Annotated in this window: 11 protein-coding genes; 6 read left to right on the top strand and 5 right to left on the bottom strand. The window is 40.2% G+C overall.

Annotated features, from left to right (window positions below; genetic code table 11):
• Positions 1–96: 96 nt before the first annotated feature.
• Both AC27JR_RS02330 and AC27JR_RS02325 read left to right on the top strand, forming a co-directional pair.
• Positions 97–2,676, top strand: a complete 2,580-nt coding sequence (locus AC27JR_RS02330; RefSeq protein WP_487172661.1) for a TonB-dependent receptor plug domain-containing protein — start codon at positions 97–99, stop codon at positions 2,674–2,676.
• Positions 2,677–2,807: 131 nt separating this feature from the next.
• Positions 2,808–4,250 (top strand): tetratricopeptide repeat-containing sulfotransferase family protein, encoded by a 1,443-nt coding sequence (locus AC27JR_RS02325; protein WP_487172660.1) that lies wholly within the window; start codon positions 2,808–2,810, stop codon positions 4,248–4,250.
• On the opposite strand, the gene AC27JR_RS02320 is transcribed toward AC27JR_RS02325, so the two are convergent.
• The gene (locus AC27JR_RS02320) at positions 4,219–5,127 is read right to left on the bottom strand and encodes an alpha/beta fold hydrolase (protein WP_075170323.1); all 909 of its coding nucleotides are present in this window, start codon (positions 5,125–5,127) and stop codon (positions 4,219–4,221) included. The genes AC27JR_RS02325 and AC27JR_RS02320 overlap by 32 nt on opposite strands.
• Positions 5,128–5,256: 129 nt before the next feature.
• On the opposite strand from AC27JR_RS02320, the gene rlmF reads away from it, so the two are divergent.
• Both rlmF and ltaE read left to right on the top strand, forming a co-directional pair.
• Positions 5,257–6,189, top strand: a complete 933-nt coding sequence (gene rlmF / locus AC27JR_RS02315; RefSeq protein ID WP_487172659.1) for a 23S rRNA (adenine(1618)-N(6))-methyltransferase RlmF — start codon at positions 5,257–5,259, stop codon at positions 6,187–6,189.
• Positions 6,190–6,208: 19 nt separating this feature from the next.
• Positions 6,209–7,213: a low-specificity L-threonine aldolase gene (ltaE, locus tag AC27JR_RS02310; protein WP_487172658.1), complete on the top strand. Its 1,005-nt coding sequence runs from the start codon at positions 6,209–6,211 to the stop codon at positions 7,211–7,213.
• Here ltaE and AC27JR_RS02305 read toward each other — a convergent pair.
• The 4 genes from AC27JR_RS02305 to AC27JR_RS02290 form a co-directional block, all read right to left on the bottom strand.
• On the bottom strand, positions 7,196–7,780 hold the full coding sequence (locus AC27JR_RS02305; RefSeq protein ID WP_076919655.1) for a thymidine kinase: 585 nt from the start codon (positions 7,778–7,780) through the stop codon (positions 7,196–7,198). The two genes, ltaE and AC27JR_RS02305, sit on opposite strands and share 18 nt — an antisense overlap.
• A 77-nt stretch (positions 7,781–7,857) precedes the next feature.
• Positions 7,858–8,325 (bottom strand): methylated-DNA--[protein]-cysteine S-methyltransferase, encoded by a 468-nt coding sequence (locus tag AC27JR_RS02300; protein WP_487172657.1) that lies wholly within the window; start codon positions 8,323–8,325, stop codon positions 7,858–7,860.
• A complete protein-coding gene (locus tag AC27JR_RS02295; protein WP_487172656.1) occupies positions 8,322–9,674 on the bottom strand; it encodes a DNA-3-methyladenine glycosylase 2 family protein in 1,353 nt (450 codons plus the stop codon). Before AC27JR_RS02295 ends, AC27JR_RS02300 begins: the two co-directional genes overlap by 4 nt.
• A gap of 383 nt (positions 9,675–10,057) precedes the next feature.
• On the bottom strand, positions 10,058–10,546 hold the full coding sequence (locus AC27JR_RS02290; protein ID WP_487172655.1) for a GNAT family N-acetyltransferase: 489 nt from the start codon (positions 10,544–10,546) through the stop codon (positions 10,058–10,060).
• 260 nt (positions 10,547–10,806) lie between these two features.
• Between AC27JR_RS02290 and AC27JR_RS02285 the strand changes: the two genes are divergently transcribed.
• On the top strand, positions 10,807–11,667 hold the full coding sequence (locus AC27JR_RS02285; RefSeq protein WP_487172654.1) for a cation diffusion facilitator family transporter: 861 nt from the start codon (positions 10,807–10,809) through the stop codon (positions 11,665–11,667).
• A 266-nt stretch (positions 11,668–11,933) separates the two neighbouring features.
• Positions 11,934–14,072, top strand: a complete 2,139-nt coding sequence (locus tag AC27JR_RS02280; protein ID WP_487172653.1) for a TonB-dependent receptor — start codon at positions 11,934–11,936, stop codon at positions 14,070–14,072.
• Positions 14,073–14,244: the final 172 nt, after the last annotated feature.

Raw genomic sequence — 14,244 nt, 5'->3', positions numbered from 1 at the left:
AGTTAGCAATATTTGCTCCCCATTGAATGTGAAATGTCCACAATAATAAGTCAGTAAATAGACTATACAAATCAATTCTAACTGGGGATATTTAGAATGAAATTAAAAAGCAATGCGCTTCAACAGGCGATCAAATTTGCTCTAGCAACAACAGCCGCGGGCTTGTTTGTTTCTGGTTCAGCAATTGCTCAAGAAGAGCAAACCGAAGTAAAAGTAAACAAAAATGTAGAGAAAATTGCCGTAGTAGGTACGCGCTCTGCGCCTCGCTCTATTGGTGATTCACCTGTACCTATCGATATCATCGGTGGAGAAGAATTAGGAAAATCAGGCAACACCGATATGCTTGAGCTATTAAAAGGTGCGGTTCCTTCTTTAAATGTTCACCAGAATCCAATCAGTGACGCAGCATCATTAGTGCGACCTGCTAACTTACGTGGCCTACCATCTGACAGCACTTTGGTCCTACTTAACGGTAAACGCCGTCACCGCGCGTCTGTGATTGCCTTTTTAGGCGGTGGCATTAATGATGGTGCTCAAGGTGCCGACATTTCAGTTATTCCAAGTATTGCACTTAAACAAGTAGAAGTACTGCGTGATGGCGCAGCGGCACAGTACGGCTCGGATGCGATTGCCGGTGTAATGAACTTTGTCCTTAAAGATGCTTCTGAAGGCGGTTCATTCGAAGTTCGTAAGGGTGAGTATTACGAAGGCGATGGCGATACAACCCAAATTTCAGGTAATGTAGGCTTACCATTTACCGATAGCGGTTTTGCAAATTTAAGCTTTCAGTACAAAACGGCTGATGCCACAAGCCGCTCAGTTCAACGCCCTGATGCAGCTGCACTAAAAGCTGCAGGTAATTCTGACGTATCATCATTAGCACAGGTCTGGGGAGCTCCAGAAGTTGATGACGATATTTCTATATTCGGTAACGTCGGCTTAGAACTAACAAACGACTCACAATTTTACATGTTTGGTAACTACTCAGAGCGTGACGTACGCGGTGGCTTTTACTACCGTAACCCACATACTCGTCCCGGTGTTTACTCAAACGATGGTGGCGAAACTCTCCTTGTTGGTGATTTAACTGGCGATATGAGTGGCAACTGTCCAACTATCATGATTGACGATAACGTTCTTGATAACCCTGATTACATAAATGGCGTGGCAAATAATCCAGATTGTTTTGCATTTAACGAAATGGTTCCTGGCGGTTTCACCCCAAACTTTGGTGGTAATATCACAGATACGTCTTTAACTATTGGTACCAAAGGTGAGTTTACCGGTGGCTTTTTTGAAGGCGCTTACTATGACTTAAGCGGTACTGTAGGTTACAACGAATCTCGTTACTTCATATACGACACTCTTAATGCCTCATTAGGCCCAGAAAGTCCGCGTGACTTTAGCCCTGGTAAATATGCACAATTAGAGAAAAACTTTAACTTTGATATTTCAAAGGGCTTTGACTTTGATTTAGCCTACGATGTTAACGTTGCCGGTGGTCTAGAATGGCATGAAGAAACCTTTACTGTAACGTCAGGCGATGTGGCTTCATTTACTGCAGGTCCACTGACTGAACAAGGCTTTAGTATCGGTTCAAATGGCTTCCCAGGTTTTAAACCTGCTGATGCTGGTGAATACACACGTCGTAACTACGCAGCATATGTTGACGTTGAAGCACCATTTACTGAAGAGTTTTTAATGGGCTTAGCGCTTCGCTACGAAGACTACGATACCTTTGGCTCAACCACTAACTATAAGTTAATGGGTCAATACCACCTTACTGAAGATTTAAATATCCGTGGTTCAATTAGCACCGGTTTCCGTGCGCCTACGGTAGGTCAAGCGAATGTTAGTAACGTTCAAACAAACTTAAGCAGTGGTGTACTGGTAGATTCGGCATTGTTACCTCCGACTAACCCTATTGCAACTCAATTAGGCGGTACTGAACTTGAGCCTGAAGAATCACAAAGCTATACGTTTGGTGCTGTTTATACCATGGGTGATTTATTCTTAACTGTTGATTACTACAACATTCAAGTAGATGACCGTATTAGCCAATCAGACAAAATTGAACTTAGCCAAGCAGATAAAGACACGCTTGAAGCCGCAGGTGTACCTAATGTACAAAGCTTAGCGCAAGTAAGTTTCTTTACTAATGACTTTGACACCACAACGCAAGGTGTTGATTTAGTTGCGAACTACTCAGCTGAATTATTTAATGGTAGCTCTACATTCAGCTTAGCCTATAACTGGAACGAAACAGAAGTAACACGTGCAACTGATATTACTGGTGCATTTAAAGTTAGCCGCCTTGAAAACGATTTACCTAACCATCGAGCAACGCTTAGCTGGGCACAACAGTGGGAAAGTTTTTCGGCATTTACCCGCGTTAACTACTTTGGCGAATACCAAGGTGTTCACGTAGATTATGATGCAACCGCTAAAACTGGTGACGCAGCGGTTACCTTGGATGCAGAAGTAACTTACTTCTTAAATGACTCAATTAGTTTCTCAGTGGGTGCACAAAACTTACTAGACCAAGAAGCTGAAAAGTTAGACTTCCAAGATGCAACTGGTATTCCAAATAACAATTGGGGTGGTCAGTATTACGAAACATCTCCATATGGTATTAATGGTGGCTTTTACTACGCTAAAGCAACCTATACTTTCTAAAATGTGTTAACAATAAACAAAGGCGAAATGTGTGATGTATTTCGCCTTTTTATTGCCTCAAATAATAACCTTACTCTCGCTTATTTTGCTGTTTTAGGGTTATAGTTAATAAAAAGAATATTAGTTGTATTATGCTACTAAAAAAAGCGAATGAGTTATTGTCACAAAACAAGCTTAGAGAAGCTGAGTTTCATTACAAAACGCTATTACAAGCAGAGCCTGACAATGGTGACGCCCTGTTTGGCCTAGGTAAGGTAGCACTGCGTTTAGAACAATTTGATGCCGCTGTGTATATACTACAACGAGCGTGTCAGCACCTCCCTTATGTATTAGAACCTTTGTATGCATTAAGTGATGCATTTAATGCGGTCAACTCCCCTGAAGATGCGCAAAAAGTACTCGAATACGCAACAAGCATTGCCGCAGACAACCCAGACACCCATTATTATTTAGCTCAGCATTATTTAAATTTTGGCGAGCTTGATAAAGCGCAGGCCACATTTGAGGAGGCATTAAAGCTTGGGATAGCTCCGGTTACGGCTTATGTTTTATTTGAATTGGTACAATTAGGGCGCTTTAATAAAGCAAATAATTACATTGATCAGTTACACCATTTTTTAACGCAAACAAATAACCTACGCTTAAAAATGGTCTGCTACTATGCTTTAGCTAAAAGTTACGACAAGTTAGACGATACTGATCAAGCGTTTAACTATTTTGTGATTGCCAATCAGCAACAACACAAACTCAGTGAATTTAATACTGAAGATTTAATTGGGTTTTATGATCAACTTATTGAATATAACAATGAAAGTGTGCTTAATTTAGCAAAACTAAATAAGCAGTATCCTGTCACACCTGTGTTTATTATTGGCATGCCACGAAGCGGGTCAACTCTACTCGAACAAATGTTAGCAGGGCACAGTCAATGGGCAACGCTTGGAGAAGACTCCAGTATTAGTAATAAGGTAGTCGCCTTTCTAGAACATAAAACAGGGTTACGCTACCCTCAATGCTTAACTAAGCTAACAACGCTGTTAATTAACCAAGCCAGAGCTATTTATTTAGATACGTTAAGCTCTTTTGAGGGCAATTGCGCATTTGTTATCAATAAACTGCCTAGCAACTACCAAAACTTAGGGTTAATTTATATTTTATTCCCAGATGCTAAGTTTATAAACCTGACCCGTAACTTTCATGCAACCGCCTTTTCAGTGTTTACTAATTACTTTGCTGAAAACGAACCCTATTTTTGTGATTTAAATGAATTTGCTTTGTATCATCAGCTTTATGAAAAACTAATGAGCCATTGGCAGCAATTTAACCGCTTAGCTATTTATAATTTAAGTTACGAGCAGTTAATTGAAAATCCTAAAGATCAATTAACCGCACTATTGAGTTTTACTGGCTGCGAATTTGAACAGACTTGTTTAGACTTTTACAAAAACAAAAGCGCCGTTACAACGCTCAGTAAACATGCCATCAGGCAACCTGTAAATAACAAAAGCCTTGATAAGTGGCAGCGTTATGAAGCCCCTTTACTTAGTTTGCTCTCGTTGCCTCAAACCAATTAAGCACATCCATAAACTGTTCTTGGCGTGCCTGAGGGTGAGTAAGCATATTAATATGGTCGTAATCTACTTTGTGCCCAAAGCGGCGGCCATATATTTGCATTTTTTGCACCCCAGTACCTGACTCATCAATAAACTTTTGAATATCGATAGGCTGTGCCAATGCTTTATCTTTTACTGCCGCAATATGTAACGTTGGAGGAAGCGTGAGATTTGCTAATGTTTTAGCGTAATCAAACCCGTCATCACTGTCTATCCACGGATTTTGCTTCGCCCACTGCATACTTTGATAGTGCGACTTTTGAGTTTCATCATCACTGCCCCACTTTAAGCGTTTTGCCGGTAAATAACCGTGTTTTTTCGCTAAAATTGGTGCCATAAAATACCAAATCAAATTGGCCTGAAATAACTTTTTAGGGTGGTTATTAAATAGCGAACGCTTTGAACCAAAATAGGCACACGCTTTTACATCGTTTATCAGCTCAGGAAAGCGAGCAAACACGCTATTAAGCAACACCCCACCCCAAGAATGAGCAACTAAAAAGTCAGGTTTTTTACTCTCTAACTGTTCAATTTTTTCAATAAATGCCGGAATATCTTCAACAATCGCCTCAGTTTGTCCATACCGTGCTTGCTTACAAATAGCTGGCTTACTTTCACCACGCCCGCGTAAATCAGCTACGTAGCAACAATACCCTTGTTCAGCTAAAAAAGGCGCTAACCCTTTATTGCTATGAGTGTAAAATATTTTGCCATTTTCTACCGCACCATGAATTAATAACACCACAGGCCCACTTGGCTGCTGGTTGGCGATACGGCGCAAATGCAGTGTTTGATGGTCACCTAATTTAATAAAAACAGACTCTTGAGTAACTGCCAAAGCGAATTCCTTATAATTGCTAACAACTCATCCTACCAGTAATGACTGGTAAGCCAAAGGGAAAATTATGCACTTTTTTTGTCTGTATTTGTTACTATTGGCTTTTATTCCTGTTGTTAAAAAAGCCTCATGAAAGCAAAATCAACTCGTTCTAAATTACATCCGCGCAATCAACACAAAAATGGTTACGATTTTAATTTGCTTACCTCGCAAACCCCTTCGTTAACTGCTTTTTTAATTACGACTCCAGCAGGTAATCAAAGTATTGATTTTAGTAATAACTTAGCTGTAAAAACCTTGAATCAGGCGCTATTAAAAAGTCATTACAACATTAACTTTTGGGACATTCCTGAGCACAACTTATGCCCACCTATTCCAGGTAGAGTAGATTATATTCATTACTTAGCTGACTTACTCAGCGAAGATAATCAGCAGGTTATTCCCACTGGCCGACAAATTAAAGTGCTTGATATAGGCACTGGCGCTAACTTAGTTTACCCGCTAACGGGCAATAGCGAATACCAATGGCACTTTACTGGCAGCGACATCGACCCTGCAGCAATAAAAATAGCCAAGCAGCTCGCTCAGTTTAATGATTTAAAAATAACGCTTAAACAACAAAAAAATCCCGAGCATATTTTTAAAGGGGTGGTTAATGCGAAAGATTTGTATCATTTAACGATGTGTAACCCGCCATTTCACGCCAGTGCAGAAGAAGCCAATAAAGGCAGTGAACGTAAATGGAAAAACTTAGGCAAAGCGCCTTCGCAAGCACTTAATTTTGGCGGACAAAGTAATGAGCTGTGGTGTGAAGGTGGTGAGCTGGCCTTTATTTCTACTATGATCAAAGAAAGCAGGGATCACAGTGACCAAGTAATTTGGTTTACCTCGTTGGTTTCTAAAAAAGAAACTCTAGCAGCCTTAGAAGCACAGCTAAAACAACAGCCTATTAGTGAATTTAAAATTGTTGAAATGGCACAAGGACAAAAAGTCAGTCGCTTTATTGCATGGAGCTATTTTGATAAAGCCACCCGAGAACAAATTTGTGAAGAATTAGTATAAAGCCACTTAAGGACACCCCATGATAGATTTTCGCTCAGATACAGTAACAAAACCGTGCAGCAAAATGCGGGATATTATGTATCATGCCCCCGTCGGCGACGACGTTTATGGCGATGATGAAAGTGTAAACCAATTAGAAGCTTATGCTCGATTACGTTTTAATGTGCAAGATGCACTTTTTTGTAGCTCAGGCACACAAACAAATCTGCTTGCATTAATGGCCCATTGTGAACGCGGCGACGAGTATATATGTGGCCAAAATGCTCATAACTACAAGTTTGAAGGCGGTGGCGCTGCCGTTTTAGGCTCTATTCAGCCACAGCCTATTGAAAATGAAGCCGATGGTAGTCTATGTTTTACTAAAATTGCTGCAGCAATTAAACCCGATGATAGCCACTTTGCAAAAACCCGCCTGTTAAGCCTTGAAAACACCATAGGTGGTAAAGTACTCGGTATTGATTATTTACTCAAAGCACGCGAATTTGTTAACCAACATAACTTAGCACTGCATTTAGATGGCGCTCGCGCTTTTAATGCCGCTGCCGAGCTTAACGTTGATATTAAAGAAATAACCCAACATTTTGACTCTGTATCTATTTGTTTATCAAAAGGGTTAGGTGCACCTGTTGGTTCATTATTGCTTGGTTCAACAGCATTGATAGCCAAAGCAAGACGCTGGCGAAAAGTGCTTGGCGGCGGTATGCGCCAAGCCGGTATATTAGCTGCTGCGGGGCAATATGCCTTAGAAAATAACACGCAACGTTTAGTCGATGACCACGCTAACGCGCGTTATTTAGCAAAAAAGTTAAATAACGTGGCAGGCTTTAACGTAAATATGAGTAATACCACAAATATGGTTTACGCTACGTTTGATAACAGCATAAACATCACAAAACTAGCAGCCGATTTAAAAGCACAGGGCATTGTGTTTAGCCCAAGTAAGCAACTTAGGCTAGTAACCCATTTAGGTATTACCAAAGCGGATATAGATACCTTTATAAAAGCCTTAACGGCCCATATTTAACGCGGCTTTATAATGTTTGCGGCACACCGATTCATAACGGTCGTTGCCGCCAATTTCTACTTGGTTGCCATCGGCAATAGCCTCGCCATTTTCATCGGTACGTAATACGTGATTTGCTTTACGGCCACAATGACACACCGTTTTAAGCTCTATTAACTTATCAGCCCAAGCAAGTAAATACTGCGAGCCGCTAAATAACTCACCTCTAAAGTCGTTTCTTAAGCCGTAACACAATACGGGAATACCTAATTCATCGACTACATCGGTTAACTGCATAACTTGATCTTTAGATAAAAACTGGCATTCATCCACGAGTACACAGTGGCGCTTCTTATCGCTATTAAGTAGCTTGATAAGCTCATACACGTCTTTGTCAGCATCATAAATATGTGCATCTGCTTGAAGGCCTATACGAGAGGATACTTTGCCAACACCGGCTCTATCGTCAATGGCAGCGGTGAGGATCACTGGCTCCATACCGCGCTCTTTATAATTAAACGCTGATTGTAATAAAGTGGTTGATTTACCTGCATTCATTGCAGAGTAGTAAAAGTATAATTGCGCCATGGCCGTGCCTTCAAATAAAAAGTGCGCTTATGCTACCCTAAAGTGCTGAGAATACAAATTTGGAAACGCTATTTTATTTATTTTGCTTCGTGCTCTAGTAACCATTGCTTGCGCTCTAGGCCACCGGCATAACCAGTTAGTTTTTTATTTGCACCAATAATCCGGTGACACGGCACAATAATACTGATTGGATTTTTACCATTTGCAGCCCCTACCGCCCTCACTGCTTTAGGGTTATTTAATTGTATGGCTATATCTTTATAGGTTGCCACTGTAGCAAACGGTACGCTTTGTAATGCCTGCCATACGCTTTGCTGAAATGGTGTGCCGCCAGTATCAAGTTCTAAATCAAACTCAGTACGCGTATGAGCAAAGTACTCATTAAGCTGCGCCACACAAGATAAAACATGCGAATTAGTCACCTTATTTAAAGGCGTACTGATATAACTGGTCGGTGGATAAAACCCCACATAACTAATACCATTTTCAGTTGCCTGAATAATAATATCGTCAATCGGGCTGGGTAAACTGGTTTGCACTATCATAATTGCTGCCAAAGTTGAAAAGTTAAGTAAGATCGAAATGGTGCACAGTTCGCAGATTCAAAATAGCTTGCTGCCGCTTGGGCTTTTTTAACCCCTAAATCGCCATCAAGTAAAATATCGGGTTGGCTTTGACCGCGCAGTTTTGCGTAATTAACCGTCCAAGGGCCAATTCCTTTTAAAGTAAGCCATTGGTCTAAATCATCCTCCTTGGGGTGAATAGCACAAAATTCAGCGAGATTATGCAGTGCATTTTTACGTGCCTGCGGCATTTTAAAAAAAGCAAAATCACTACCTGCCACTACTTCAGGTGTTGGAAAGTACACCTTTCCCTCTTGTTGCTCTGAAAGCTGTTGCACTAATTGAGTCACTAAATTATGCGCCGCAGTTACACTCACCTGCTGACCTAACACAGCGCGAATACCCGCTTCAAAGGTTGACCAAATACCCGGTAACCTTAAGCCTTTAGTAAGTGGAAATGCATTATTAATGTGTTCGCTTAAATGCGCCTCAATTAAATAAGTATCTGCATCTAAATCAAGTACACGGCGAATGTTGTTAATAACTGGCTGTAAATATTGCGTATTATCTATATCAATTTGCACCCGAAAATGATGTTTATCTGCAATAAATTCAGCATTAAAGCGGCCTCTAGACGATTTATAAGTAAAAGTACGCCCATAACTGGTTGGCGTTAACCACTCTATTGGCTCTATAAGTCGTTTTGCTAAAAACCCATGCAATGCTTGCCAGTTATACGGCGGACGAAAAGGCAAAATTAAGGTGAGCCCAAGATCAGTTGAGTGCTTGGCGGTTCTGAGCGCTGAGGGCGCGATATTAAGTTGTTTTAAAAAAGCACCATTGAATCGTCGCACACTTTTAAAGCCGGAAGCAAACGCTATCTCGGTAAGCGGTAAGCTGGTTTCTTGAATCAATTTTTTTGCAAAATGGCATTGATTAAATAACCGATATTGAGTTACTGAAAGACCAAAATATTGAGAAAAAAGCCGCCTTAAATAGCGGCTGCTTATTCCTAAACGCGCTGCAAGTACTTCACAATCACACTCGTTAAATTGATCAATTAACTGTTTAGCGCGTAAGCCAGTGGTTTTTGCTCCCTGCCAAGCAGCACTTCCTGGTGCACTATCGGGCCTGCAACGAATACAAGGTCTAAACCCTGCTTGCGCAGCGGAGTGCGCAAACTGGTAATAGGTTACATTTTTTTCATGTGCAGTGGGCGCAGGGCAAATTGGCCGACAATAAATACCTGTGGTTTTTACCGCTACATAAAAAAGCCCATCAAAACGCGCATCGCGGCTCTGACGCGCTTTTTGCCAATGCTGATTAACCATAAATTGCTCTTATAAGTTATGTAGCGCTTAGCTTAACAAAAACTAGGTATATTACTGGCCATATTCGGCACTAGGGTCTGTTAACCTTTGCGGATTAAAATTTGTTCAAAATAGGGGCGATTTAATCGCGGCGCGAGGTTTGTAACCTAGTGGGCTAAGTAAAAACCGAGCAAAGCTTCCGCGTCCTGCTCACGCCCCTTACCTACATCCATGTAGGCAACAAAGAGTAAATCGCCCCTAGGCAGAACCCTTCGGGCAGCGCCTGTTTGGCATTGATGCTGCGTTATCGCCTATTTATGTGGAATAACCACACCACATAGGCGCTGCCTTGCCTAAATACCAAACAGACTGCTGCAAATTTAACCTTGAAAGGTCAACAGACCCTAATCTTTATTTGCAAAATCAATCAATGCTTGGCCCGTTAAACGATATATAATCCATTCATTCTGTGGCTCAGCGCCCATGCTATTATAAAAATCAATCGCGGGTTTATTCCAATCAAGCACTACCCACTCAAAGCGGCCACAGTCTTTGCTTATTGCTCTGTTTGCCAGCTCTTTCATAATGGCTTTACCGGCACCATTTCCACGGCTATCTGGGCTAACATATAAATCTTCTAAATAGAGACCATTCTTACCTAACCAAGTAGAGTAGTTGTAAAAATACACCGCAAAACCAATCGGCTCACCATCTTGTAAACAAATTAAACTATGCGCTGTTGCGCCGTCGCAAAACAGTGTATCTAAAATTGCTTGCTCATTAGTTTTAACTGCATCTGGCTCTTTTTCATAAATGGCAAGCTCATTAATAAAATGCAAAATTGTTTTTGCATCACTTGGCTGTGCATCGCGAATTTCTATTGCTTTGTTCATTGTTATTAACCCTTTAAAAACTGCTTTTATGCCTATTAAATTTAAAATAAAAAGTGCCTAAATAATTATGATAACTTAAGCCATTAATACATTTATTTATACCCTAGCATATCGTTTTTATATTCAATACGTAACTATCACGGGCTTATTTAAATTTAGCCATTACGATATCTAAAAAACAAATTAAAACAGCGCTTTTATAAATGGTTAAAAGTTGTCATTATGGGTAAAAAGTAAAGCAGTAAGGGAGTCTAACTAAAATGGGTCATGGTCACTCACACAGTCACGTTGATGATAACCAAAGTGATAAACAGCTCACCCTTGCCGTATTTATAAATGTTTTACTGACTGCAGTGCAAGTTGTTGGTGGCGTATTTTCTGGCAGCCTTTCATTAATTGCCGATGCATTACATAACCTAAGTGATGCGGCTTCTATTTTTATTGCCCTCGTTGCCCGAAAAATTGGCAATAAACAGGCTGATACAACCCATCATTTTGGCTATAAACGCGCAGAGATACTAGCAACCCTTTTTAATAGCACTACGTTAATAGTGATCGGTGGTTATTTAATTTTTGAAGCCATAAATAGTTATTTAAACCCCCAACCAATTAACGGTTGGATTATTGTGTGGGTTGCTGCCTTTGCGCTACTCATTGATTTAGTCACTGCGTTATTAACTTATAAAGCTGGCGCTAAAAATAATATGAATATAAAGGCGGCGTTTATTCATAACGTGTCAGATGCAATGGCCTCAATAGTCGTCATTATTGCGGGTACTTTAATTATTTTATATCAGTGGTATGTGGTTGATTTAATAGCAACCACCTTAATTTCACTGTACGTAATTTATCAAGGGGTGTTATTACTGAAAGCCAGCTGTAGTATTTTAATGCAAGCAGCACCCATGGGTTTTGACCAGCAGCTTATCAGCAAAAAATTACGGCAACAGTTTGCTATCACTCAAATAAAATCCATAAAAGCGTGGCAACTGGACGATACTACCACTCACTGTGAAATTGTGATGCAAACAGATACCCCTATTGAGCTTAATGCCATAAAACACTATTTACATGATGAATTTGCAATTGAACACTGTGTAATTGAGTGTTGTTCACCTTAGTTTGATTATACAAAGTACTTTGTAATTAAAACTGAACACATCTTTATTTTTATGCCTTGTGCAACAAAACGCAGAAGGCCTGCTAACAATAATCAACTGCCGTTACGAGCATCTATTTTAACGCAACGTTATATTTGACCCCTATAGCTTGCAATAGCACAAACGCAAATAAAAACAATTATCATTAACCTTGCGTTTACTTTAAGTTGCTCTTAATATTGCGCCCATCATTAATACAACTAAAACCATTCAAACGAAGGACCCGCATGTTTAAAACATCTCTGAGCTTAATAGCATTAATAGTCAGTGGCGCCAGTATTGCAGACGAATCAACGATCCAAAGAAATTTAAATCAAACAGAAATGGAGCACGTTATTGTTTCGGGTAGTCGTGTTTTTGAAAGTATTGATGAAGTCCCTGCTTCCATAACTATTATTAGTCAAAAGCAAATAGAAGCGCATTTAAAAGTTAATCCAGAATTACAAAGCCTTTTAGCACAAATGGTTCCCGGCCTTGCTCCAGATACTGGAAGCTCAAGTAATTCAGGACAAACTTTACGCGGGCGTGCCCCACTGATCATGATTGATGGCGTGCCACAGTCAACGCCACTGCGTAACGGATCATTAGGGGTAAAAACCTTAGATCCAAGCGCAATAGGTCGAATAGAAGTCATAAAAGGAGCAACGTCAATTTATGGTAACGGCGCATCAGGCGGAATTATTAACTATATTACCAAGCAAGCACAAAGCGATGGCCAAACCCAAGGTGAAATAAGCTTATCGAGTCGTTTTAGTGCGGTAAAACTTGAAGAAAGCGCAGGCGCAAGGTTATCTGCAGCATTGAATGGTCGTGCAGATAAATTTAGCTACTTAGTAACTGCAAGCTATGAAGAAAACGGTGTACAACGCGATTCGCAAGGCGATATTCTCGGTTTACAATATGGTTTATCTGATGCCGTTACACAAAATTACTTCACTAAGCTTGGCTATGACTTTGATGATGAAAAGCAACTCCAATTTAGTTATAACTACTTCAGTTCACAACAAAAAACCGACTTAGGCGATGTTGTTGGTGATATGAGCCTAGGAGAAAAAACCTACGCCATTCATGTGCCGTCAGAATTACAAAAGCAAGGTAAACCACAAGGGCCAGAAGGCAACGAAAATATAACCTTAAAATACACCGACTACGCACTGTTTGAAAACACACAAATGACGTTAGACCTCTATACGCAAGATATAGAAAATGTGTTTTTCTTCTCTCCAAACCTTGCCAATCCTGATGAGAATTATCAAGGTGGTCAATCAGTTATAAGTTCAGAAAAAAAAGGCGCCAGAGCAACTTTTAATACCCAGGTAGACTTTGACTCAGTTGAAGCGTCATTCATTTACGGAATTGATGCGTTAAATGATGTAACTGCACAACCGCTGGTTGATGGGCGTGTTTGGGTGCCAGAAATGGACATGAAAAGTGTCGCGGGCTTTTTACAAACTAAGTGGGTTATTGCTAATGACTTAATAATAAAGACCGGTGTACGCAAAGAAAATATCGATCTCAGCGTAGATGATTATCGCACGCTAAAATTATGTAAAACGGTCACGCAATGCTCTGTGCGAATTAGCGTAAAAGGCGACACGGTTGATTACAATGCTACGACCTATAACGTGGGCATTAAATACAATCTAGATGAAAAATTCAGCCCCTTTTTAAACTACTCACAGGGATCTGATATATCAGATATTGGCCGCCTACTTCGCTCTGCCACAGTAAATGATATAGGCCTTATTCAAACACAAGCTTCAATTATCGATAATTATGAAATTGGTTTTAATTCTCAACTTGATGCAGTTCGTTTAGAAGTCGCAGCATATCGAAGCACCTCTGAGCTTGGCACTACAAATAAATTTAATGAAGTAACCGGTGTTTATGAACCGGTTAGAGCACCTCAAGAAATTTGGGGTTATGAAGCCTTAGTAGACTACACCATAAACCCATCTCTTAAATTACTGGCAACGTATAGTTATGTAGAAGGTAAAAATACTGAAGCAGATATATATTTAGGCTCTAAGCAAATCAGTCCACCAAAAGCCACAGCCAATCTTAACTGGCAGCCTACGGACACCCTGTCACTAACATTAAGTTACTTGTATGTGGGTGATAGAAAGCGCTTTGAGCCTAATGATAATGGTAAGTATGTTGGCGATCAGGGACCTGTCGATAACTACACTGTGCTTAATTTAAGTGGTCAGTATCAGTTTGCAGATAGTTGGCAAGGTTTTATCGGGGTAGAAAACTTATTTAACCAAGATTACTTCCCTGCCCGTGCGCAATCTTACACCTATGGTGGATACAACATTAAAGGTTTAGGTACCACGGCCACAGTAGGTGTTACTTATCAATTTTAATCAATTACGCGTTCATACTTTTACGGTATGAACGCGCTTATACCCTCAACTAACTTGCTGATCTAAAATACAAATAGCAACTTGTCCATTTATCAACCAGCAATGCAAACTTAAACGAGAATCAAACTCAATATTAACCATATGATTTATAAGTAAATTACTTGCAATTCTG

It is taken from the genome of Pseudoalteromonas sp. NH0006-26 (genome assembly GCF_057552415.1).
The sequence above is the reverse complement of the archived record's forward strand: the minus strand, read 5'-3'. Positions and strand labels throughout refer to the sequence as shown.